Source organism: Halobacillus litoralis (assembly GCF_009856355.1).
Lineage (GTDB): Bacteria > Bacillota > Bacilli > Bacillales > Halobacillaceae > Halobacillus > Halobacillus litoralis_B.
In genome coordinates, this window is sequence record NZ_WMEW01000004.1 from 153,686 (window position 1) to 177,773 (window position 24,088).

Annotated in this window: 25 protein-coding genes; 1 reads left to right on the forward strand and 24 read right to left on the reverse strand. The window is 48.9% G+C overall.

Features of this window, described 5'->3' with window-relative positions; genetic code table 11:
* Positions 1-4: 4 nt before the first annotated feature.
* The 4 genes from rpoZ to GLV97_RS08210 all read right to left on the reverse strand — a co-directional run bounded on the left by rpoZ (position 5) and on the right by GLV97_RS08210 (position 2,084).
* A complete protein-coding gene (gene rpoZ, locus GLV97_RS08195; protein ID WP_160835546.1) occupies positions 5-232 on the reverse strand; it encodes a DNA-directed RNA polymerase subunit omega in 228 nt (75 codons plus the stop codon).
* 2 nt (positions 233-234) lie between these two features.
* The gene (gmk, locus tag GLV97_RS08200; RefSeq protein ID WP_160835545.1) at positions 235-849 is read right to left on the reverse strand and encodes a guanylate kinase; all 615 of its coding nucleotides are present in this window, start codon (positions 847-849) and stop codon (positions 235-237) included.
* 14 nt (positions 850-863) lie between these two features.
* Positions 864-1,127: an extracellular matrix/biofilm regulator RemA gene (gene remA, locus GLV97_RS08205; RefSeq protein WP_160835544.1), complete on the reverse strand. Its 264-nt coding sequence runs from the start codon at positions 1,125-1,127 to the stop codon at positions 864-866.
* 78 nt (positions 1,128-1,205) lie between these two features.
* Positions 1,206-2,084 (reverse strand): YicC/YloC family endoribonuclease, encoded by an 879-nt coding sequence (locus tag GLV97_RS08210; protein WP_160889477.1) that lies wholly within the window; start codon positions 2,082-2,084, stop codon positions 1,206-1,208.
* A 135-nt stretch (positions 2,085-2,219) separates the two neighbouring features.
* Here GLV97_RS08210 and GLV97_RS08215 point away from each other — a divergent pair, with 135 nt between their 5' ends.
* Positions 2,220-3,941 (forward strand): Rqc2 family fibronectin-binding protein, encoded by a 1,722-nt coding sequence (locus tag GLV97_RS08215; protein ID WP_160835542.1) that lies wholly within the window; start codon positions 2,220-2,222, stop codon positions 3,939-3,941.
* A gap of 443 nt (positions 3,942-4,384) precedes the next feature.
* Here GLV97_RS08215 and GLV97_RS08220 read toward each other — a convergent pair whose 3' ends face one another.
* The 20 genes from GLV97_RS08220 to pgeF all read right to left on the reverse strand — a co-directional run bounded on the left by GLV97_RS08220 (position 4,385) and on the right by pgeF (position 24,084).
* A complete protein-coding gene (locus GLV97_RS08220; protein WP_160889478.1) occupies positions 4,385-6,556 on the reverse strand; it encodes an FUSC family protein in 2,172 nt (723 codons plus the stop codon).
* A gap of 148 nt (positions 6,557-6,704) precedes the next feature.
* Positions 6,705-6,971, reverse strand: coding sequence for a hypothetical protein (locus GLV97_RS08225; protein WP_224872319.1), 267 nt, complete (start codon positions 6,969-6,971; stop codon positions 6,705-6,707).
* Between the two features lie 70 nt (positions 6,972-7,041).
* The gene (gene pyrE, locus GLV97_RS08230; protein ID WP_160835539.1) at positions 7,042-7,671 is read right to left on the reverse strand and encodes an orotate phosphoribosyltransferase; all 630 of its coding nucleotides are present in this window, start codon (positions 7,669-7,671) and stop codon (positions 7,042-7,044) included.
* Positions 7,646-8,368 carry an orotidine-5'-phosphate decarboxylase gene (pyrF, locus tag GLV97_RS08235; protein ID WP_160889479.1) on the reverse strand — a complete coding sequence of 241 codons (723 nt, stop codon included), beginning with the start codon at positions 8,366-8,368 and terminating at the stop codon, positions 7,646-7,648. The genes pyrE and pyrF overlap by 26 nt, the downstream gene beginning before the upstream one ends.
* Positions 8,334-9,266, reverse strand: coding sequence for a dihydroorotate dehydrogenase (locus tag GLV97_RS08240; protein WP_160889480.1), 933 nt, complete (start codon positions 9,264-9,266; stop codon positions 8,334-8,336). The genes pyrF and GLV97_RS08240 overlap by 35 nt, the downstream gene beginning before the upstream one ends.
* Positions 9,263-10,024 carry a dihydroorotate dehydrogenase electron transfer subunit gene (locus GLV97_RS08245; protein WP_337194089.1) on the reverse strand — a complete coding sequence of 254 codons (762 nt, stop codon included), beginning with the start codon at positions 10,022-10,024 and terminating at the stop codon, positions 9,263-9,265. Before GLV97_RS08245 ends, GLV97_RS08240 begins: the two co-directional genes overlap by 4 nt.
* Positions 10,021-13,221 (reverse strand): carbamoyl-phosphate synthase large subunit, encoded by a 3,201-nt coding sequence (gene carB, locus GLV97_RS08250; protein WP_160889481.1) that lies wholly within the window; start codon positions 13,219-13,221, stop codon positions 10,021-10,023. The genes GLV97_RS08245 and carB overlap by 4 nt, the downstream gene beginning before the upstream one ends.
* A complete protein-coding gene (locus GLV97_RS08255; RefSeq protein WP_160889482.1) occupies positions 13,200-14,309 on the reverse strand; it encodes a carbamoyl phosphate synthase small subunit in 1,110 nt (369 codons plus the stop codon). The genes carB and GLV97_RS08255 overlap by 22 nt, the downstream gene beginning before the upstream one ends.
* A complete protein-coding gene (locus GLV97_RS08260) occupies positions 14,290-15,588 on the reverse strand; it encodes a dihydroorotase (RefSeq protein ID WP_160889483.1) in 1,299 nt (432 codons plus the stop codon). Before GLV97_RS08260 ends, GLV97_RS08255 begins: the two co-directional genes overlap by 20 nt.
* Positions 15,589-16,485, reverse strand: a complete 897-nt coding sequence (locus GLV97_RS08265) for an aspartate carbamoyltransferase catalytic subunit (protein ID WP_160889484.1) — start codon at positions 16,483-16,485, stop codon at positions 15,589-15,591.
* A 154-nt stretch (positions 16,486-16,639) separates the two neighbouring features.
* Positions 16,640-18,028 carry a solute carrier family 23 protein gene (locus GLV97_RS08270; RefSeq protein WP_160889485.1) on the reverse strand — a complete coding sequence of 463 codons (1,389 nt, stop codon included), beginning with the start codon at positions 18,026-18,028 and terminating at the stop codon, positions 16,640-16,642.
* A 143-nt stretch (positions 18,029-18,171) separates the two neighbouring features.
* Entirely contained in the window at positions 18,172-18,714 is a 543-nt protein-coding gene (pyrR, locus tag GLV97_RS08275; RefSeq protein ID WP_160835531.1) for a bifunctional pyr operon transcriptional regulator/uracil phosphoribosyltransferase PyrR, read from the reverse strand.
* 176 nt (positions 18,715-18,890) lie between these two features.
* On the reverse strand, positions 18,891-19,802 hold the full coding sequence (locus GLV97_RS08280) for an RluA family pseudouridine synthase (protein ID WP_160835530.1): 912 nt from the start codon (positions 19,800-19,802) through the stop codon (positions 18,891-18,893).
* A complete protein-coding gene (gene lspA, locus GLV97_RS08285; RefSeq protein WP_160835529.1) occupies positions 19,799-20,272 on the reverse strand; it encodes a signal peptidase II in 474 nt (157 codons plus the stop codon). The genes GLV97_RS08280 and lspA overlap by 4 nt, the downstream gene beginning before the upstream one ends.
* 137 nt (positions 20,273-20,409) lie before the next feature.
* Positions 20,410-20,934 carry a DivIVA domain-containing protein gene (locus GLV97_RS08290; RefSeq protein WP_160835528.1) on the reverse strand — a complete coding sequence of 175 codons (525 nt, stop codon included), beginning with the start codon at positions 20,932-20,934 and terminating at the stop codon, positions 20,410-20,412.
* Between the two features lie 74 nt (positions 20,935-21,008).
* Positions 21,009-21,782 carry an RNA-binding protein gene (locus tag GLV97_RS08295; protein WP_160835527.1) on the reverse strand — a complete coding sequence of 258 codons (774 nt, stop codon included), beginning with the start codon at positions 21,780-21,782 and terminating at the stop codon, positions 21,009-21,011.
* A gap of 70 nt (positions 21,783-21,852) precedes the next feature.
* Positions 21,853-22,122 carry a YggT family protein gene (locus GLV97_RS08300; RefSeq protein WP_160835526.1) on the reverse strand — a complete coding sequence of 90 codons (270 nt, stop codon included), beginning with the start codon at positions 22,120-22,122 and terminating at the stop codon, positions 21,853-21,855.
* Positions 22,123-22,125: 3 nt separating this feature from the next.
* Entirely contained in the window at positions 22,126-22,572 is a 447-nt protein-coding gene (locus GLV97_RS08305) for a cell division protein SepF (RefSeq protein ID WP_160889486.1), read from the reverse strand.
* A gap of 18 nt (positions 22,573-22,590) precedes the next feature.
* Positions 22,591-23,265: a YggS family pyridoxal phosphate-dependent enzyme gene (locus GLV97_RS08310; protein ID WP_160840217.1), complete on the reverse strand. Its 675-nt coding sequence runs from the start codon at positions 23,263-23,265 to the stop codon at positions 22,591-22,593.
* Between the two features lie 21 nt (positions 23,266-23,286).
* On the reverse strand, positions 23,287-24,084 hold the full coding sequence (gene pgeF, locus GLV97_RS08315) for a peptidoglycan editing factor PgeF (RefSeq protein WP_160889487.1): 798 nt from the start codon (positions 24,082-24,084) through the stop codon (positions 23,287-23,289).
* Between the last annotated feature and the right edge of the window lie 4 nt (positions 24,085-24,088).

Below are 24,088 nucleotides of genomic sequence, written 5' to 3' on the forward strand. Positions count from 1 at the left end.
ACTATTATGTGGTTTCTGTCCGTTCTTGAATCTCATCCGCTTCAATATAATTTAATTTCCCGTCGCGGATTTCCTCCAGGGCCACGCCAACCTGCTGGTGAGAGGTCGGATGATCGACCATAGGAGCACTCCCCTGCTTCAATTCACGGGCTCTTCGTGCTGAAAGAGTGACTAGAGTATATTTTGATTTGATCTGCTTCTGCAGGGAATCAATGGATGGTTCTAACATCATAATTATTTTTCCTCCAATGCTTTTTTGTATTGATGAGCCACACGTTCACGCTTGCAGTGTTCACTGGCTACAATGGACTGGACCTTTTGAACAGCGTTGTCAATTTGATCATTGACGACAACATAATCGTAGGCATCCATCATATCAATTTCTTCTTTGGCAGCGAGAAGACGGTTTTTCACCTTTTCCTCTGTCTCTGTTCCACGGCTTACAATCCGGTCTTTTAATTCTTCAAGAGAAGGAGGAATTAAAAATACGAACACACCTTCCGGGAAGTTTTCGCGGACTTTCAATGCGCCCTGAACCTCAATTTCGAGGAAAACATCCTTCCCCTGGTTCAGCGTTTCTTCCACATACTGGCGCGGCGTGCCGTAATAGTTGCCGACGTATTCGGCATGTTCAATCAGCTGTCCTTCTGTAATCAGCTTTTCAAATTCATCTCTGCTTTTAAAGAAATAATCGACACCATCCACTTCCCCTTCACGTGGAGCACGTGTCGTCATGGAAATGGAATATCGTAAGTCTGTCGACTGCTCGAACAGAGCCTTCCGTACGGTTCCTTTTCCGACACCGGATGGTCCGGAAAGAATAAATAAAATACCTTTCTGTTCAATCACTGCGAATAGTCCTCCTAGTTTTCATCTGAAATCTCGTCATTACTGATTACACGCTGCCCGACGGTCTCCGGCTGAACAGCAGACAGTACGACATGATCACTATCTGTGATGATGACCGCACGTGTACGGCGGCCATATGTAGCATCTACTAATTTATTATTGTCACGGGCGACAGTAATGATACGTTTGACTGGAGCGGATTCAGGTGAAACGATGGAAATGATTCTATTGGCAGAAACAACGTTCCCAAACCCGATATTGATCAATTTTAAACTCAAAGCTGACTCCTCCTTCTTATGGCCAAGCACTTAATCATTAACTCTATTATATGAAAAAAACCGTACAGAACACAATTGTTATTCGACATTTTGCACTTGTTCCTTCATTTTTTCCAACTCACTCTTCATGTTGAGTACATACTCCATCAAAAGGGCGTCATTGGATTTCGATCCCATCGTGTTCACTTCCCGATGCATTTCCTGAAGAATGAAATCCAGACGTCTCCCAACGGATCCCGGCTGGGTCAACGCCTCCTCAAACTGTTGAAGGTGGGAGTGCATACGCGTGAATTCCTCCGTGACATCCCCTTTTTCAGCCATCAGGGACACTTCCTGCAGAATCCTCGGTTCATCCTGCGTGAGGGTCTGTGCAGCGTATTCTTCAATACGGGCGCGTATTCTCGCTTTGTATTCGTTTATGACATCCGGGCGGCGCTGATCCATCATCTTCAGCCAATGTCCAACGGCCGTTATTCGGGAATGAAGATCCTTCGTCAACTGCCTTCCTTCTCGTTTCCTCATATCCGTCAGCTGGTTCAGGGCCTGTTTCACCGACGCCTGAAGCTCTTCCTGAAAAGAACCCGGAACATCCTCCGTTTCTTTTGTAACGAAGACATTCTCTAACTTGGATACCATATCAATAGTTATATCGCCCGTCAAATGAAACCGGCTCTTCAAGCCCTCCATGGCCTGGATATACTGTTCGGCTGCTGACCAGTCCACTTCGACGTTCGTATGAAACCCACCGCTGTCCATGGTGATGTAAACATCCACACGGCCGCGCTGCACAGCTTCTTTCACACGTTTTCTAATGGAATCCTCCATAAACAAAAGGGACGAAGGAAGGTGTGTGTGCACGTCAAGAAACCGATGATTGACGGACCTCACTTCCACCACCACCCGTGTTCCCTCCTGCTCTGATATTTCCCGGCCGTAACCGGTCATACTGTCTGCCATATCTCCTCCACCTGCCGTTCCATCTTTGGTGGTTTATATTTTACCAAAATTCTTCTTTCAGAGCGACTGGAATGATTCTTTAGAAATCCGTTAGAAAATCATGCTATAATGGCTTTTTAGAGAGGTGAAGAGACTATGTCTTTCGACGGAATTGTAACCCGGGCTGCGACAAATGAACTGAACCATGTACTTCAGTCCGGGCGGATCATGAAAATTTATCAACCTACGGACACAGAGCTTGTTTTCACTGTCCGCTCCCAGCGGACCAAACATACGCTTCTGTTGTCCGCTCATCCATCCTATGCACGTTTTCATTTAACCAATGACCAATACCACAACCCTAAAGAGCCGCCGATGCTCTGTATGCTCCTGCGTAAGCATCTTGTTGGAGGGTTTATTGAAAGTATCGAACAGGTGGACATGGAAAGAATCGTCAAAATTCAGATCCGGACACGGAATGAAATCGGTGACGAAACGTACAAAACCCTTATTATTGAAGTGATGGGGAAACATTCGAATATTCTTCTTGTAGATGAACAGGAAGGCCATATTCTGGACAGCATTAAACACCTCCCCCCTTCCCAGAACCGGCACCGGACGATCATGCCGGGCCAGCCCTACAAACTGCCTCCCGAGCAGGGAAAGATCAATCCGGTGGAATTGGAACCGGAACAGCTGGTTAAAAAGCTGGACTTTAATGCAGGGCGCCTGGACAAGCAGATTCTTTCCATTGTCATGGGCTTTTCTCCTATGATTACGAAGGAAATTGCAGAAAAAGCCGGGATGAACGGTCCTTCGGGATATAAGACCGCTTATGAGGAAGTAAGGAACAGGATTCTGGATCACTCCTATGAACCGCAGGTGAAGCGCGGGGATAAAGAACAATTTTATGTCCTGCCGCTGCAGGCGTTCGGAGAAGAAGCCGAAAGCTTCTCCACAGTCAGCGGCATGCTGGACGCCTTTTACTCCGGTAAAGCCGAGAGAGACCGGGTGAAGCAGCAGGCTGGAGATTTATTCCGCTTTCTTAAGAATGAGCGCGACAAAAACAAGCGGAAAATTAAAAAGCACGAGGATACTTTGAAGAAGTCTGAAGCAGCCGGGGATTACCAAAAGCTCGGTGAACTGCTGACCGCTCATATGCACCTCGTTCAAAACGGAGACGAAAGTGTAACGGTCATTGATTACTACGACCCGGATCAAAAGGAAATGTCTATTGAACTGAACCCGAATAAAACACCAAGCGAAAACGCCCAGTCCTATTTCCAGACGTACCAGAAAATGAAAAAGTCGAAACAGGTGGTCCAAAAGGAAATCGGGAAAGCGGAAATCGAAATCGCCTACTTCGAACGCTTGATTCAACAAGTCGAAACAGCCAGGGAAGAAGATATTGAGGAAATCCGCGAGGAACTGAGGGAACAGGGCTATATGAAGAAAAAAAGCGCTTCAGCCGGGCGTAAGAAAAACAAGCCTAAAAAGCCGGCTCCTGAAACCTTCCAATCCAGTGATGGGACGATGATCTATGTCGGGCGCAATAATAAACAGAATGAATATTTAACGAACCGGATGGCAGGAAAATCCGATATCTGGCTGCACGCCAAGGACATTCCGGGCTCCCACGTGGTCATTAAGGACGAAAACCCAAGTGAAGACACCTTGCTTGAAGCAGCCCAGCTGGCTGCCAACTTCAGTAAATCCAGCAGGTCCTCCTCTGTGCCTGTGGACTACACACAGATCAAGCATGTGAAGAAACCGTCCGGTGCCAAACCCGGATTTGTAACCTATGACCATCAGCAGACACTGTTTGTTACTCCGGATGCCTCCTATGTCCGTACCATGAAAAAACAAACAGAGGAATAATTCCAAAACAGGCAGCCATACTAAGGGGGCACCTTGATCTTAGTAGAGGAGGCTGCAGTCATGCCAAAGAACTCAAAATCAAAACGCAACCCAAAGAAGAGCCGGGACGCGGTCCAGCCCAGCAGTGGTGAAGAGCGCGTAACGATCTCTAAAGCGGGAAAATCTTTTGATGACCGTTGAAGAGCGATAGTCAGAGTTCCCATGACAAACCATTGGCGTATACACGCCTGAAAGGCTGCCGAGAATATCTCGGCAGCCTTTTTCAATGGATTATCTGAAACGCGCCTTCCCTGTTCCGTTTGAATCCAAAGCAAAAGAAGGCCGGACTGTTGTTTTCAGCAGAGTCCGACCTTCTTTTTTCATTAATATTCATTCAGTTCAAGAGAAACAGCAGCCAACTTGATTCAGGGACTTTCCTTCTCAGCTCCAGCTTGTCTGCACGGCTACCTTTTCCTGAGGTGATCCAACCGGTCCCTGAGAATCGTAATGGAACGATTGATTTTCCAAATGTAATAAAGGTGATGAAGCAGGTTTTCCTTATCCTCTGTGCCCGGCTGCACACTCAATTCGACTCGTTCTCTCTCATCCAACAAGTCATAAACCGGATAGGAATGCTGACCTGTTTCAATTTGATGAAGCAGCCCCTGTAAATTCTTTTGCAGCTTATCCTGGACGGCTGTCAAAAGATCCAGTGTCTCCCGGCTGTGACTCGTATACTTCGGGTAGGGGGAAGCAACCAGGTGCTTAGCATAATAGTTGATGGCTGTAATCACTGTCAGCACGGCTGTAAGGTTTTTATCTCCCCGGAAAATGGGATCCTGCACGGCCGGCTTGGATTCCTCTTCAATTTCCTGCATTTTCGCATCCAGATCCAAAGCCTGCTGGGCCAGACCTTTGACCCCTTTTGTCCCTTTGATATTCGTCAGGTACTCATCAACTAATTGAGACAGCTGTGTAAAGTATTCGTGAAACGCCGCGGACAGCTTGTCCTTCGTCCGCGTCGGAAAAACAAAGGCTGAAACGGCAAGAGCGATCGCAGCACCCGCCACAGTGTCCAAAACCCTGGCTCCCAGAAGTTCCGGCGTCACTCCACCAAGGATCAAATCATAGATAAAGGCGATCATCATCGTAATAAAAAAGCTTGCCACCGTATAAGAAACCGTGAGAAAGTAGAAAGCTGTAAAAATCACGAGGAATAAAAGGGCAACCTCAATCTGAGGGTGACCGGAGAGCCATAACGCGGCAAGAAAACCAAAGAAAGCGCCGAAAAACGTACCGACAGAACGTTCAAAGGCCTTCAAGTATGTGCGCCCCACTGTTTCTGTACCGAGCTGAATAATAAAAGCGGTCAGCAGAACCCAGTACGGCTGAATCGGGGAAATGATATAGCCCGTGACAATCGCAATGCTCCCGGCGATCAGCGCCTGCACGGCTTTTTTCTCCGCCGGTTTTAGTCCGGCTGCCTCCTCTTCCTTCTCATCCAGCACCTCTTCATCAGCAGCCGGTGGATGCTCCACCCCTTCATTGAAATGAATGTCCCGCTGCACTTCATAAGCCCCTTCGGTAACGTGCGATGCCATCGTTTCAATTCTTCTAATCAAATACAGCCGGCCATCAGGCAGATCGGTTTCATTCATTATCCAGTAATTAAGCTGGTGCCGGATACCCGCGACCACTTTCTCCGCCTGCTGAAGGCTCCTCATTTCCGGCTGGGGGTCAAGCACATCCGCATCCTTCAAAGTCACAAGCAGATCGACGAGAAGATGGCGCAGTTCTTTTAAATCCAGCGCCTCGTCCTCTTTCAATTTCTGCAGGCTTTCCGAAAGAGTCATCACAAACATGGTCGTATCGAAAATATATAATCGAAGCCGGCCGGATTGAAGCCCCGGCCAGATTTCTGTGCTGTCCTGCTGATGTAGATCAGCGGCGACCTGATTGGCATAAATCCTTAATTTACTCACGTTGCTGCCCAGCTTCTTCAACCGTGATGGCTGCAGTTCCGGGTCTTTGATCACCTCTATAAGCAGATCGAACGTCAAGTTGGCCTGCCTGTGGAAAGAAACCGTGCTTCTTCTCAGCATCTGCCTGGAATCCTCAAAAATGAAGAAATTGTAAAGAAAAGCATAAAGGATTCCAATACCTACAGCGAGGTAAAACCAGAGGAACTGGTCTGGTGAAAGCTGTAGAAAGGAGGAAAAATAAATCGTGAAAAAACCAATCATTCCAAGAGAAAAGTACCGGCTTCCGTGCTGGGAAAAATAAAAAGCTGAACAAATGGCAGCAATCATCAAGATACTGACCAGCACCGGACTGGAAGCGGCCAGAGACCCAAGGGTCACACCCGACACAGCTGCCACCCCCAGCAGAAGTGTGGTCACCTGCTTTTTTCGTTTGGTATCATCCATAACAATCATGATCCCCATAAGTCCGGCAATTCCGGATATAATCGCTGGAAAAAGCGGATCAACCGCTGTATGGCTCATCAAAAATAAGGTCGTAAACACCGATGAGACCAGGCTCAGTGTCGCTTTTCCCGCTTGTGCCAGTCTTCGCCTGCCCGGATCAGAGGCGAGCAGACGCCGCAGCCAATATGACTGTTTGACTAATTCTTTCATATATAAGTGCTCCCCTCTTTCATATGTATAGTCATTTATCTTATCGATTTTCAGTCTGGAGGGCAACCCTCACGGTTTAACACCTTCTATTGTTAGAAATTCCCACGAAAAGACCGGGACGAAAAAAGCTGCGATCGGCATCGCAGCTTCAAGTCAAAAAATAAGCAAAAACAGCAATCGAGGCTAAGTAGGAAAAAACGGCCTGTGCCCAGTATCTTTTCGCTTCTTTTTTTAACATGTACATATTCCATAAAATAAAAATCGTCAGAGACCCCGCCAGGCTGAGCAGAGGTTCCCATGAAAACATGGATTCCATAAAGGAAAAGGCGACCCACGTATATAAATAAACAAAGCAGGTTAATAGTCCGAGGGAGGCATTCATGAGAATAAAAAAGGAATGTTTGTTAGATTTCATCGTCATCACCAATACATTGTGTTGTATTAATCGTACAAGGACAAGATGAAAATAGCAACTCTTCCATTAGTTAAGCGTTTGTAAATACGTACGGGTTTTCCCTCCATACCTTCAGCTTCTCCAGCTGACTGTCATCCATTTCCCCCTGGGAATACAACTCGTTCAAAAGATCTTCATAGCTCGCAATGGACTGTACCTGGTACCCCTTTTCCATAAACGCAGTCTGTGCTTCCGCCAAACCGTAAGTGAAAATGGACAGAATCCCTGCCACTTCCATCCCCGCTTCCCGAAGAGCATCTGCGGCTTGGATCGAAGAACGTCCTGTCGATATTAGATCCTCAATGACGACGACGCGGCTTCCTTCGGCAGCGACTCCTTCAATCTGGTTTCTGCGGCCGTGCTTTTTGGCTGTCCCGCGCACATACACCATCGGTAAATGGAGCCGTTCGGCCACCCATGCCGCGTGTGGAATGCCGGCAGTCGCACATCCGGCGATCACATCCACACCTCCCTGGAGCTCATGAATCATGTCCACCAGCGTATCTGCCACAGCCGAGCGGACCTCCGGGTAAGACATCGTCAAACGGTTGTCACAGTAAATAGGCGATTGGATACCAGACGTCCACGTAAAAAAGTCCCTGCTGTTAATTTTGACAGCTCCAATGTCCAGAAGCCTATGAATCAGCTGTTTGTTTTCCATATAAAAAGTCCCCCTTGATGGTCTGGTATGTATCTGCCGGTGCTGAACTGTCACGGATGGGTCTTCCTGTGACAATGGCATCACTGGCTTGAATACCGGCTTCTTCAGGAGTCGATGTCCTTTTTTGGTCATGGGTGTCTCCTCCCGGCAGCCGGATCCCGGGGGTCAGGGTGAAAAGCCCGGTTTCTTTTTTGACCATAGCTGCTTCGTGAACCGAACAGACCACTCCATCCGCCCCGTGAGCCTTTGCCAAGCGGCTGTAGTGACTAACCATCTCTTTTGGTGATGCCTCCACGTTTAACTCCCTGCGCACGGTCCACTCATCCATCGAGGTAAGGACAGTGACCGCAAACAAAAGCGGCTGTTCACCGAAGGCACCTTCCTTCAGCCCCTGGCGGGCAGCTTCAATCATCCGGCTTCCACCAGAAGCGTGGACATTAACGATGTCTACACCAAGTGCTGCAAGGTTCCTCATCGACCGGCGGACGGTTTCCGGTATATCGTAAAGCTTCAAATCCAGAAAGATATCATGGTTCTGTCTTTTCAGTTCGGCGATGAACGGCGCGCCCTCCTTGTAAAAAAGTTCCATGCCTACTTTAACGGGAACCCCTTCCAAATCATGACTTTGAATAAAAGCGAGCGCCTCGCTGCCTGAAGAAAAATCAAGGGCGAAATAGACCGGTTTCAACTCTTTCACGGTGGGCACCTCCTACAGCTTCTTCTACAGATTGAAATCCATAATGCTTTAACGTATCCGGCAGCTCTTCTATAAGCTCCCGGCATATGAATGGATTTTTAAAATTGGCGCTGCCGACTGCCACTGCACTCGCTCCCGCCAACAGGTATTCAACAATATCGGCTGTCGTTTCAATCCCGCCCATGCCGATGATCGGTATGCCAACCTCCGGGTAGACTTGATGGATCATACGAATACTTACCGGCTTCAAGGCAGCTCCAGACAATCCCCCGGTCCCGTTGGACAAGGTCGGTTTCCGTGAAGACGGATCCACCCGCATAGCCGTCAGCGTATTGATCATAGAAAGGCCGGATGCGCCTCCCCTTTCTGCCGCCCTGGCCATGACGACGATGTCGCTCACATTCGGCGACAGCTTTACGTACACCGGGACACTGCTCACCTGCACGACCTTACGCGTTACGTCCTCCGCAAGGACAGGATCCATCCCAAACTGAACGCCTCCCTCCTTGACATTCGGACAGGATATATTGAGTTCCAGTGCATCCACATGGGAGGATATTTTTTCAGCTACTTCCACATACTCCTCCACCGTGCTGCCGGCGACATTTGCTATGATCGGCACCTGCTGGGCTTTTAAAAATGGAATTTCCTCGCGAATGATGGAATCGACACCTGGATTCTGCAGACCGATGGCATTGAGCATGCCCCCTGCTGCTTCAGCCACTCTCGGAGTTGGATTCCCATATCTCTTTTCGCCGGTAGCAGCCTTCATGATGACAGCCCCCAGATCAGCCAGAGGATAGAACCGGGCATATTCACGACCAAACCCAAAGCATCCCGATGCCGGCATGATCGGATTTTTCAAGGATAAACCTGGAAGATGAACCACTGTATTCATGAGAGCACAACCTCCTTGTGGTGAAAAACAGGGCCGTCGCAGCAGATCCGCTTGTAGCCTTTCTCATCATGAGAAGGCACAACACAGGCAAAGCATGCACCGATCCCGCAGCCCATACGTTCCTCCATAGAGATGTAGCCTTCTGTATCACCGAGCTGCTGGACAACGGCCTTTAACATAGGCGTTGGTCCGCACGTATAATACCGGTCAATGGGAGCAGCCATTTGAGCAATCCCATCTGTGACATATCCCTTATTGCCGGAGGAACCGTCATTGGTCATTACACGGACCTCTCCATATTGCTGGAATTCCTCTCTCAAAAACGCGTGATCCACAGATTGAAAACCAAGGATAATCGTCAGCTCCGCTCCCTTTTCAAACAGCTCCCTGGCGAGCCGGTATAAAGGAGGAACACCGATGCCGCCCCCTGTCAGGAGGATACGCTCTCCAGGGAGGGCCTTAACAGGAAACCCCCTCCCTCCCGGACCGAGAACATCGAGGGTATCTCCTGCCTGATAGTTTGTAAGAGCTTTTGTTCCTTTCCCAATCATTTTGTACAACAGGGTGATCGTTTCCTCTTCCATGCTGTAATCCGAGATCGATACAGGTCTGCGTAAATATTCGTCCGCACTTGTCCGGATATGAACGAACTGTCCCGGCTGCTTGATGTCGCGCACTAAACGCCCCCGAAGAATCAGTTCATACGTATCTACCGCCAGTAGAGTATGATTCACAACCTCCAAATCTTCCCTGATCACTGCCCCACCCCTTCCATCGGAGTGATCGCTCTTGCTGAAAAGGACATCGCATTAATGACTTCTACAATAGCTGCTGCCGTATCCAGACTTGTGAGACAGGCTATTCCATTTTCCACAGCTTCCCGGCGGATTCTGAACCCGTCAGACCTTGCGCGCGTCCCTTTATTCAACGTATTGATGACAAATTGAACTTCACTGTTTTGAATAAGGTCCAGCACATCCCTCTGTGTCGAACCGACTTTACCGACCGCTTCTACAGGAAGACCTTCCTGTGCGATGACGGCTGATGTTCCTTCTGTCGCAAACAAACGAAAGCCTAGTTCATAGAACGTCCGGGCAATGCGGACCATTTCCTCTTTGTCTTTATCTGCAACCGTGAGCAGGACAGAACCTTGAACAGGAATTTTCAATCCGGAGGAAATCATCCCTTTATACAAGGCTTTTTCGAGCGTTTCGTCATACCCTATGACTTCACCTGTCGATTTCATCTCCGGTCCCAGGGTTGTATCTACGCTTCTTAATTTTTCAAAGGAGAATACAGGTACTTTTACATAGACCCCTTCCGGCTTACGTGCTGTTCCCGTGGCATATCCATGGGCTGACAATTTTCCGCCCATGAGCACCTTGGTTGCCAGTCCTGCCATCGGAACGCCGGTAATTTTGCTGAGAAAAGGAACTGTACGGCTGGCTCTTGGATTTACTTCCAATACATACGCCGTTCCCCCGGATATGACAAACTGGATGTTGACGAGACCTTTCATTTTCAGTTCTCTTGCTATAGCAGCTGTGATATCCAGGCACTGTTTTTCAAGCTCCGGCGTCAGGCGCTGAGGTGGATAAACCGCCATGGAATCGCCCGAGTGGACTCCGGCGCGTTCAATATGCTCCATGACCCCCGGCACAAACACATCCTCACCATCTGTGATGGCATCCACTTCCACTTCCATCCCTGTCATATACTTATCGATTAATATCGGGTGGCCGTTATGCACAAAGGCATTGGCATCCAGATAAGAGGCCAGCTCTTCCCTGGAATAAACGATAGCCATCGCTCTGCCGCCAAGAACATAGGATGGGCGGACGACAATGGGAAAGCCGATTTTTTCAGCGGCGTCCACAGCTTCTCTTTCGCTTGCAGCACTTTCTCCTCCAGGTTTCGGTACACCGAGACGGTTGAGAAGCTTTTCAAACAAGTCGCGGTCCTCGGTTTCGTGAATGGCTTCCATCGTTGTCCCGAGGATCGTTATTCCGTGACGGCTCAACCCTTCTACGAGGTTGATCGCCGTCTGACCACCGAATTGAACAATCACCCCTTCCGGATTTTCAAGGTCGATGACATTGAGAACATCCTCCAACGTTAGAGGTTCAAAGTACAATTTATCCGAAACACTGAAATCGGTGGAGACGGTTTCCGGATTGTTGTTCATAATAATGGCTTCATACCCCATATCTTTTAACGCGAGGACCGAGTGAACTGTGGCATAATCAAACTCGACTCCCTGCCCGATACGAATCGGCCCGGAACCGATTACGAGGACTTTTTTCCTTGAAGAGGAAAGAGATTCATTTTCCTCTTCATAACTGCTGTAAAAGTACGGCGTTTCAGAAGCGAATTCCCCTGCACACGTATCCACCATTTTATAGACCGGTTCAATACCCATGTTTTTCCGCTGCTGCCGGACTTCATCGACCGACACACCCACTGCACGGGAAATCTGCAGGTCGGACATGCCCAGCTGTTTCACTTTTCTAAGTAGAGCACCATTCAGCCCTTCTGTTTCCAGCTGCTGTTCAAGGAGGATGATCTGCTCCAATTTATACAGAAAGAACTCGTCGATCGCTGTTTTTTCGTGAAGCTCCTCGATAGAAAAACCACGGCGGAAGGCTTCGGCGATTAAAAAGATCCGTTCGTCATCCGCTTTTACAATCCGCTCGTTCAACTCTTCTGCAGTTAAACGGGACGCATAGGACAAACGGAGTTCTTCCGTTCCCCCTTCGAGTGAACGGATACCCTTTAACAGGGACTCTTCCCAAGTGCGTCCGATGCTCATGACCTCACCTGTCGCTTTCATCTGTGTGCCGAGAACACGGTTTCCTTTGGCAAATTTATCGAACGGCCAGCGTGGGATTTTCGAAACGACATAATCCAGGGAAGGTTCAAAGCAGGCAAAGGTGGTTCCTGTAATCGGATTTTGAATTTCATCCAATGTCATTCCGACTGCAATTTTCGCAGCAATCTTTGCAATGGGATAACCGGTCGCCTTGGATGCCAGCGCTGAGGAGCGGCTGACTCTCGGGTTCACTTCAATCACATAATATTGAAAGCTGTCGGGGTCGAGAGCCAGTTGAACGTTGCAGCCTCCTTCAATTTTTAAAGCTTCGATAATTTCCAGGGATACATTCCGGAGCATCTGATATTCCCTGTCACTCAGTGTCTGTGAAGGAGCGGTTACGATGGAATCACCGGTATGGATGCCGACAGGATCAAAGTTTTCCATATTGCAGACGACAATTTTATTCTGCAGGCTGTCACGCATGACTTCATATTCAATTTCCTTGAATCCGGCGATGTTTTTCTCTACAAGGCACTGGGATACAGGACTTAAGGAAAGCCCGCTTCTTACCGTTTCCCTCAGCTGATCCTCATGCTCACATATTCCACCGCCGGCTCCTCCCATCGTATAAGCCGGCCGGACAATGACCGGATAGCCGATGCGGCCGGCAAAGGCAAGCGCCTGATCCACCGTACTGACGATATCACTTTCAGGTACAGGATGATTTAATTCGTGCATGAGGGAGCGGAATTTCTCCCGGTCCTCCGCGCGCTGAATCGCCTCAAGCGGTGTGCCGAGAAGTTCCACCTGGTATTGATCCAGAATGCCTGAGTCATGCAGCTCGACAGCCATATTCAAGCCTGTCTGGCCGCCCAGTGTCGGAAGCACGGCATCCGGCTGTTCCTTACGGATAATCTTTTTCATAAACTCAAGAGTTAAAGGTTCCATATAAACCTGGTCTGCAAACGTATGATCGGTCATGATCGTAGCTGGATTGGAATTGGCCAGGATGACCTCATAACCTTCCTCTTTCAAAGACTGGCAGGCCTGGGTGCCGGAATAATCAAATTCAGCCGCCTGGCCGATGACGATGGGACCAGACCCGATGACGAGAATTTTATTTATATCTGTACGTTCAGGCATTGAACATCCTCCTTTGTGCACTTGTTCGTCTGTTCGATGTTTTCAAGAAAGCGGTCAAACAACCAGGACGTATCTTCGGGTCCGGGGGAGCTTTCCGGATGATACTGTACACTAAAAACGGGCTGCGTGCTGTGCTTCAGCCCTTCAACGGTCTGATCGTTTAAAGAGACCTGTGTGGGAATCAATTCTGTATCATCAAGGGACTCCAAGGCGACGGTGTACCCATGGTTCTGGGAGGTAATAAAGGTGCGATTCGTTTCAAGGTCTTTTACAGGCTGGTTGGACCCGCGGTGTCCGAACTTCATTTTCACCGTATCCGCACCGCCTGCAAGGGCAATCAACTGGTGACCGAGACAGATGCCGAAAACCGGAACACGGCCGATCAAGTTCCGAACCGTATCTACAGCCTCCGGGACATTCTTCGGATCTCCAGGACCATTGGAGAGCATAACGCCGTCCGGTTTCAACCTTAAAATCTCTTCATGACTAGTATGGTAAGGAACGACAGTGACGTGACAGCTGCGTTTGGCAAAATCTCTTAAAATACCATGCTTCATTCCAAAGTCCATCAGAACAATCCTTTTCCCGCGTCCCGGTACAACATAGGGCTTTACGGTGGAAACCTGCTGCACTTGGCTGGTGCAGGAAGGAGAGTCTTTAAGCATTGCCATCACTTCTTTTGTGGAACGTTCACTGGAGGCAATCATCGCTTTCATCGTACCGTAACGGCGGATGATCTTCGTCAGCTTCCTCGTATCCACGCCGGTGATTCCCGGAATATCCCGTGCCTCCAGAAAAGCACCCAGGGTTTCCTCACTGCGGAAGTTTGACGGTCTTTCACAGTGCTCCTTCACGACCACCCCGAACACAGCAGGGTACACCGTTTCAAAATCATCCCGGTTGATGCCGTAATTTCCGATCAGCGGATATGTGAACGTGACAATTTGACCGCAGTAGGATGGATCGGACAAGACCTCCTGATAACCTGTCATTCCTGTGTTAAAGACAATTTCACCGATCGATTCCCTTTCACTTCCAAAACTTTCCCCTTTGAATACTGTTCCATCTTCAAGTACGAGCTGCTTCATGTGTAGGCTCCTCCCATGCGAGATTTCCGTTAACTATTGTCCGGACCGGCCATCCTTTCAGTGTCCAGCCATCGAACGGCGTGTTTTTTCCTTTTGAAAGAAATGTCTTTCGATCGAGCGTTCTTTCGCTTTCCAGCTCAACCATTGTAAAATCAGCAGGAGCTCCAGGTATAAGCGTACCGTATGGCAGATTGAAAACGGCTGCCGGCTTCACTGTCATCCAATCCACCAGTTCCTTCAATGTGCAGAACCCTTTTTCAACAAGGTGGGTATATAAAAGAGGGAAAGCCGTTTCCAAACCCGTAATTCCAAAGGGAGCGTCTAAAAACCCCTGCTGCTTTTCCTCTTCTGTATGAGGGGCGTGATCTGTGGCTATAAAGTCGATCGTGCCATCCTTCAAGGCCTCGAGCAGCGCTTTTTGATCCTCCCTGCTTCGGAGTGGCGGATTCATCTTATAAAACCCGTGATCCTCCGTAATGTCATCTTCATGCAGAAGAAGATGGTGCGGAGTCACTTCAGCTGTGACATGGATCCCCGCTTTCTTCGCATTGCGGATGATTCGTACAGATTCTTTGGTGGACACATGACAGACGTGATAGTGACAGCCGGTTTGTTCTGCGAGGAGGACATCCCTGGCAATCTGTACAGATTCCGTCGTTGAAGCAATCCCCGGCAGGGAAAGACGTTGACTCACTTCACCTTGATGACACACGCCTTTATGTACAAGGGAATTGTCCTCGCAATGCGCGACTACGGCTTTGCCGGCCGAGGAGGCTTCTTTCATCGCCTCCTGCATCATTCCGGCATTCTGTATGCCTACACCATCATCCGTAAAAGCAAAGGCTCCATTCCCTGCCAGTACTTTCATGTCCACAAGTTCCCGGCCCGCCTGGCGGCTCGTGATAGAAGCATAAGGCAGGACACGGACGCGGGCGGTCTCTTTGATGCGGCGCTTGAGATCATCCAGTTTCTGCACATCATCAGGGACAGGAGTCGTATTCGGCATGGCGCAGATGGTCGTAAACCCACCTTTCGCTGCTGCTTGTGTTCCCGTTGCAATGGTCTCCTTCGCTTCTCCCCCCGGTTCGCGGAGGTGGACGTGTACATCAACGAATCCGGGGCTGATGAAAAGACCTTCAGCATCCCAGACAATGTCGAAAGTGGCTGAGGTAAGCTCTTGCCCTATTTCCTGGATCACCCCATCTTCTATCACCATTTCTGCTGATTCTAACTTCCCACTGCTCTTAAGCGCACGAGCATTGATCACTTTCACCTTCATTTACAGCTCCCCTTTCATTAATGAATCGATAACAGCCATCCTTACAGCAACTCCATTACTCATCTGCCTGAAAATTCTCGACCTGCCGCTCTCTACAAGATCATGATCGATTTCGACGCCGCGGTTGACAGGGGCTGGATGAAGAATAATGCTTTGCGCCCCCATCCGCGCTTCTCTTTCTTTCGTCAATCCATATTGCTGCAGGTAGGTGGTTGTGTCTTCCTGATGGGTATGCCGCTCATGTTGGATTCTTAAGAGCATCAGCACATCACATCGTGCAACAGCTTCATCCATAGAGATGTAGTGATCCGCAATGGATGAGTCCTGCCATTCCGGCCGGCTGACAAATTGAACGTCCGCCCCAAGACGGGAAAGTGCCGCAGCATTCGATCTGGCGACACGGCTGTGCTTGATATCCCCGGCAATACAGATGCGCAGCCCTTTGAAACTATGAAACTGTTCATAGATGGTATATAAATCCAGAAGACACTGTGTCGGATGTTCTCCGCATCCATCCCCTGCGTTGATCAGGCTAAGATTCAAGTTCGAAGCACAATGCTGCAGCAGACCTGTCCGGGACTGGCGGACAACAGCTAATTCAACTCCGAGAGATTCGAGCGTTTTCAAAGTGTCATAGAGACTTTCCCCTTTGGTAAGGCTCGATTCGTGCCCCTCCAGATCGATGAGCTCAAATCCGGATTTACGCTGAGCCATCTGGAAGCTCACTTTGGTTCGTGTACTTGGTTCTAAGAAGAGGTTGGCTGCAAACCTGCCATTGTAAGAGGGGGTCACCCTCTGCTGATTCATCTCCTCTGCCTTCTCAATGAGCTGAAATATCTGCACCGGACTCAGTTCCTTCATAGATAATAAATGTTGTAATGGCTGGACTACCGGCATATCCTTCACTCCGATCCTTATTTTTTGACCGGTATACAAAGAAAAAGGCACCCCCGGTGTACGGGGGTGCCTTACTCGCTGCAAAGGCAGACGAGTCATTCCCTGGTACACCTTTCCGGGCCTCACGGGACCCGATTAAAACGTGTGTTCTTGGTTATGCCACTTCATGCTGTTGTTGTTTCTCTCCGATTTCAGGTTCTTCAAACATTTTTCCATTGCCATACCCTTTTTCTTTTCCAGGCAGCACCTGGTGGAGGAAGACGCCGATCACGGCTGACAAGGCCATCCCTGCAATTTGAATTTCCTCGGTTACCTGGACGAAGGCACCTCCTACACCGAGGACAAGGATGATGGATGCAATGATGAGGTTGCGCTTTTCTCCAAAATCAATCTGGTTATCAATCAGCATGCGGAGTCCGCTGGAAGCGATGATTCCGAAAAGCAGGATGGAAACCCCTCCCATGACAGCCGTGGGAACAGACCCGATCACAGCTGTGATCATTCCGATAAAACCGAAGATGACTGCGACAACTGCCGCCCCTCCAATCACAAAGACACTGTAAACCTTCGTAATGGCAAGTACGCCGATGTTTTCTCCATACGTTGTGTTCGGCGGACCTCCCAGGCAGGAAGCAATCATGGTGGCAGCACCATCACCGAGAATCGACTTATCAAGACCTGGATTTTTCAAAAAGTTCCTGCCGACCACTTTGGAGAGCACCATTTGATCCCCCGTATGTTCTGTGATTGTAACAAGGGCAAAAGGCACCATCAGGAAGGCGATCTCCCAGCTCAACACTTCCCATGGGCTGAAGTCCACAAAGGGAACGATGAAGTCAGGGACTTGGAAGAACGCTCCGAGGAACCCTGTCACGGAATCTGCTGAAGTGAGCGCCTGCCATTCCGCTTGAATGGTACTCGTATCCACAATGCCCTGGAATAGAGCGAAGGTGTATCCGCCGACGATTCCGAATAAGATGGGCAGCAGGGAGAAGAATCCTCTGAAAAAGATGGATGCCATGACCGTTAATCCCAAGGTGACAAGCGCTGTCGTCAAGTGCACACTGCTGTATACATTCTCTTCCGGCCCGGGCAGGTACATAGCCATATCGACGGCTGTGGAAGCCAGTCCAAGACCGATGACGATGATGACCGGCCCGACGACAATCGGCGGAAGCAGATTCATCAGCCATTTGGTTCCAAACACCGAGATCAAAAGAGCGACCGCCCCGTATACAAGACCTGTCAGAAAGCTTCCGACCATGGCTCCGGCTGCTCCGCTCGTCTTTGATACTTCGATAATGGGATAAATAAAGGCAAAGCTGGAGCCAAGGTAGGCCGGGACCTTTCCTCTTGTAATGAGCAGATAGGCAAGTGTTCCAAACCCACTGGATACTAAAGCGACGGCTGGGGAAAGTCCTGTCAGAAATGGGACAAGGATCGTGGCACCGAACATGGCAAACAAGTGCTGCAGGCTTAAGGTGAGCCACTTCCCGGCGGCCGGAACTTCATGAATGTCTAATGCTGGTTGATGTTTTTCCATTTGTTCATTCCTCCTCTGCCCGTAAAAAAAGCCTCCCTACGCTTAAAAGGCGTAAAGAGGCACACGTGCAGCCGGCTGCACGGAAGGTCCATACGATTCCTTTTAAGCCTCACGGGACTTTTTTAAAGGGCATGTTGATTCAGTTATCTTTCGAAAATTTTCACTTCATCTTTCTCATCCGTTTCAGCAAGCGTCACGGTGATGACTTCCTCCAGGGAGGTGGGCACGTTCTTGCCGACATAATCCGCCCGGATAGGCAGTTCCCTGTGTCCCCGGTCGACGAGAACAGCGAGCTGGATTTCCTTCGGTCTCCCGTGATCCATCAGCGCGTCCATTGCGGCACGCACCGTCCGCCCTGTATACAGGACATCATCAACGAGAATAACTTTCTTTCCATCAATATCCGTTTCAATATTGGTTTCTTTTAATTCCGGTTCGGACGTCTGCTTTTCAGGAGTGAGATCATCACGGTATAAGGTGATGTCCAGTTCTCCCCCCGGCAGTTCCCGGCCTTCAATTTCAGATATTTTACTCTTGATCCTCCGGGCTATGGGAACACCGCGTGTTTTTATCCCGACGAGCACAAGATCTTCAACACCTTTGTTTTTCTCAATGATTTCATGGGAGATTCTGGTGAGTGCCCGCCGGATGGCTGCATCGTCCAGAACCGTGGCTTTCGGATTCATGGGCAAGCTCCTTTACAAAAAAACCCCTTTTCCGCATGAAGACAGAAAAGGGGTTTTTTACGCATAGATCACACGTAAAATCACCGTACCTTTTCAGCCTCACGGGACTGCTCTTAAAGGTCTTTATATTCTATTAAGGATTATGTCAAAGCATACGTCGTTTGTCAAGGACGGAGTTACCCTTCCCGAAGTTCAAGTTCACGGAGCACATCTGCAAATTCCTGAGGAGGTTCCACTTCGAAGTGCATCCACTCCCCTGTTGAAGGATGCTCAAAACCAAGCACTTTGGCATGAAGCGCCTGACCATCAAGGTCCAGGGTCTTCCGGGGCCCGTATTTCGGATCACCCGCCAACGGATGGCTGATGTAGCGCATATGGACACGGATCTGATGGGTACGCCCCGTTTCAAGCTTACATTCAACGTGGGTGAAATCGTTAAACAGCCGAATGACCCGGAAATGAGTCACCGCATCACGGCCCCCGTCGACGACGGTCATCTTCTGGCGGTCCTTGGGATCACGGCCGATCGGTGCATCAATGGTTCCGTATTCGTGACTGATTTCCCCGTGGACGATTGCTTCATACTTCCGCTCCACCGTTTTTTTGGAAAGCTGGTCAGCGAGCGATCGGTGGGCTTTATCATTTTTAGCCACCATAAGGAGCCCGCTCGTATCCTTGTCAATGCGATGGACGATTCCCGGACGCTCCACTCCGTTGATGCCGGATAGATCAGTACAATGATGAAGCAGCCCATTGACGAGTGTGCCGGAATAGTGTCCAGCAGCCGGGTGGATGACCATCCCTGAAGGTTTATTGACGACAATCACGTCGGAGTCTTCATATACAATGTGCAAGTTCATATCCTCCGGAAGAATATCCATAGGCTCCGGCTCAGGAACATGCCATGTAATGGTTTCGCCTTCCTGAACCTTATAATTACTTTTTACAGCTTTCCCATCCACAAGAATGACATCATCCTTCAGCCACCCTTGAATCTGGGACCGGGACACATCTTCAATGACTTCTGTTAATAATTTATCAATCCGGGTGGATTGGTCTTTTTCTGTTACGTGGTATTGTTCACTCAAGATTCTAAACTTCCTTTCTTTTTACGCTCGTCTAAAAAAGCAGCGATCATAATGAACGCAACACCGATGACGAGCGCCGAATCGGCGACATTAAAAATGGGGAAATCGTACGTAAAAATATACGTGTTGGCAAAATCCACGACTTCCTTCCGGAAAATACGGTCAATGAAGTTGCCGACAGCTCCAGCCAGAATCAAGGAGAGGGCCGTACCTACGAGGCGGCTCTGTTTCCCCATCTGCTGAAGGTAGTAGATGACAAATCCAATAACGACAACCGTAATAATGTAAAAAAACCACATTTGTCCCTGTAGAATTCCCCAGGCCGCCCCTTGGTTCCGATGCGACGTCAAATAGAAGAAATTCTCGATAATCGGGATGCTCTGCCCTATTTCCATTTTGGTAACGACCAGATACTTCGTCCACTGGTCCAGAATGATCAGCACCAGGGCTGTCAGATAATACACATACATACGCGTCCTCCATCAAACAATTGTTATCCCTGGCTATTGTACCACATTTTGACGGCCGAAACCTGCGCCCATAGGAAAAGGCACCGCTGCACAGAACGGTGCCTGATGAATGGCACGGACCAGTTTATGTAGAAGGCTTATGGCTGGGAGCTGTACTCCTGTTCCATTTTCCGCTCCACTTCCTGCTCATTGTCAATCTCTGTATCAAACAAATGATCCCAGTCATCATTTTCAATCATATCTATCTGGGCTTCTACAAGCATACGGAGCCTTGTTTTGAACACTTTGGCCTGCTTTTTCATATCCTCGACTTCAATGGAGATCCGGCGTGATTTTTCCAGTGCTTCATTGATTATACGGTCAGCGTTCTTTTCCGCTTCCTTAATAATGAGTTTCGACTCTTTGTTTGCACTGGTCTTCACGTCTTCGGCCGTCTCCTGGGCAACAAGGATGGATTTATTCAATGTGGTTTCGATATCATTGAAATGACCAAGCCTCTCATTCAGCTGATTCACTTCCCGCTCCAGTTCTTTCTTTTGACGGATGACGATTTCATAATCTTTGATGACCTGATCAAGAAATTCGTTCACCTCATCTTCGTCATACCCACGGAAGCCCCGGGTGAATTCTTTGTTATGAATATCCAATGGTGTTAAAGGCACACCAGCCACCTCCCCATCTACTCGTTATGTTAAAGATTCGACAACAACCTACGAATTCCTTCTTTTCGGCATGATTAATTCAGCCGGGCTGTTATAATTTTGTACTTTTCCTTCTTCGTCTGTCCTGTTACTTCATCAAGCCGGCTCCGCCCTTTTCCCTTGAGAGAGATCAAATCCCCCGCCTCCAGAGAAAATGCTCCGTCCTCCACCGTTCTGAAATTCACCTTTACATGACCGCCTTCGATAAAAAGGCCGGCTTTCTTTCGGGACATGCCGTAGATTTCTTTGACGATTACATCCAGACGGAGGGATGAGACAGTTGTTTCTTTTTTTGTCCATGTTTCATCACTTTCGATGCGCTCTGTCCATGGAACGTCCTTGAATTCAACGGTCGAACGTTTAATCCCTGTCAAATTCATCTTGATATAATCGCTGATCTCCGACGCAGCTGTCAGCTGAATCGTTCCATCCTTCACGACGACATCCCCGATTTTCTCCCGGCGGATGCCGAGCGACATAAATGCACCAAGGACATCGCGGTGTTCCAACGCTACAAACTTCACCGGGTAATCAGCCTGAAGAAGGGTCAGCTGAAAATCCTCCTTGTCAATCTGCTCATAGTCCGGTGCAATGACCGCCCGCTTCCGCTCACTGTCCTCAGCACCGCCTTCAAGCTGGTAGATCAAATCCGCATCGTTCCCCATAACCGCCTTGACGATCATTTGTTCACGCGGATCAAGGAAATCGGATAACCGCCTCTGATACTTTAAAGCTACATCCTCCCGCCAGGAGATGACCTGGTCGATGAACGAATGCTCTTCCTTTCTGAAATGCTGGTAAATGTCCATAAAAAAACCCTCCATAACTACCAAAAGGAACAGAAAAGAGCGGGCAATGCTCTAGCTTCTGTTCCTTCTTTTATAACCCTGCAAGTATCCAGTAGAGTTGATTCAATCCCTGTGAAGCAAACCGCAGAACGATAATAGCCACCAGCGGGGAAAGATCAATCATCCCAAGCGGCGGAATGATTTTCCGGAAGGGCTCAAGAAACGGTTCGGCCAGCCGGCCCAGAATCTGCCCAAAGCTGGATTCACGCGCTCCGGGAAACCAGGAAAGCAGGATGTAAATGATTAAGATCCAGCTGTATAATTGTAGTGCTGTCGTTAAAATGTTAAAAACAAAAGCCATGACTTACCACCTTCTGTTCAAGTCCTCTTCTTCTGCTGCCATAATATCAGAAATCGATCCGGATATTTCTACATTATCCGGTGTACAGAGGAAGGTTTGTGAACCTAGTTTTTGAATGTCTCCACCTATAGCATATACGGTTCCGCTTAAAAAATCTACTATCCGCTTCGCCTGATTATGATCCACACGTTGAAGATTAATGACAACGGCGCGACGGCTGACCAGCTGATCCGCAATATTCTGTGCCTCATTATAGCTGTTCGGTTCACTTAAAACCATTTTAGATGAAGATTTGGCACTTTTCAGGCTGACGATATTCGTACCGTCCTGCTTCTTCGTGCTGCGCTGCGGCTGATGAGACTCTTCATCCTCCTCTTCGACTTCTTCTTCAACATATTCATATTCATCGTCTAACGTAAAAAATGAACGGAATTTATTTTTCAGGCTCATTTCCATCACCTCATTGTTTTATTGTCCGCCGACAAGACAGGAACCCAATCGTATGTGGGTAGCTCCCTCTTCTACCGCCAGCGCATAATCATTGCTCATTCCCATGGACAAATATTCACACGGGGCGTGGGCGTACCCTTTATTCCTGATGCGGTCCCTTACGGCCCGCAGCTGACGAAACACGCCGCGCAGCCGCTCTTCATCTTCAATATGCGGGGCCATTGTCATCAGTCCGACGATTTTGACATTAGGGAAGGCTTCCATTGCTTCTACAAAACCTTCTACTTCAGAGGCAGGCAGTCCATGCTTCGAGTCCTCTCCGCTGATGTTCACCTGAACAAAGCAAGGCACGGTCGCGGAGGCTCTCTTATCAATTTCCTTTGCGAGTGAACGCCTGTCCAAGGAATGGATCATCGACACATAATCGATGACTTCCTTCACTTTACGTGACTGCAGCGACCCGATAAAATGCCAGGTGGCTTCAGCGCCGATGGCTTCATATTTTTCGAGCAATCCTTCCTTCCGGTTCTCCCCAAGGTTGCAAAGACCAGCATCCAACGCTTCCTGTGCGCGTTCGACAGACACATATTTCGTAACAGCTACAATGGATACTTCCTTGGGGTCACGACCACACCTTTGGCAGGCCTGCTCAATATTTTCTTTAATTTGTGCCAGATTTTCTGCTACAGACATTTCTAAACTCCTTCCCGTCCCTTACGCTCTCAAAGCAATAAAACCGAGCATCCGCCCTGTTTTTCCCTGATCGCGGCGATGGGAGTAAAACTGATCTTCCTTCTCATATGTACATGCACTGGAAACCTGAACAGCGGATTCCTGCATTCCCATTTCCATTAACATTTGTCTATTCAGTTCTTTCAAATCCAGCTGATACCGGCTTCCGCCTTTATCCGAAACACATGATTCATGATAGTGCTTCGGTATATGACGTATGACGTTATCGTCCACTTCATAATGCTCTGCACTGATGCATGGACCGATGACCACCTGTATATCCTCCCTGGAACATCCTTTCTCCTCCAGAGCGGAAATCATTCGGCCGGCCATCCCGTGGACGGTGCCTTTCCACCCCGCATGAGCAATCCCAATCCACTGGGATTCAGGATCGAAAAAATAAAGGGGCACACAATCGGCATAAAAAGCTCCGAGAACAAGGTTCTTTTCCTTTGTGATCAGCCCGTCCACGCCGGCAACAGCTGTATCCAGTGACTTGGAACCAGCACCCGCCGGCTGGGAGCCGGCATCAGCAGCTTCTGTGCCGTGAACCTGCTCACCAATGACCCACCGGGACAATGGGATACCGATTTCATCCGCAAGAAGCTTACGGTTTTCAATGACCAGGTCCTTTTCATCTTGGACATGGAGCCCCATATTCATGGATGCATAAGAACCGTGGCTGAGCCCCCCGTTCCGTGTCGTTATCCCGGAAATGATTTCAGGATACTGATGGAAACAGGACAGCTGTCGTATTGATTGTTGTTTGAAGGGTTCCATTTCT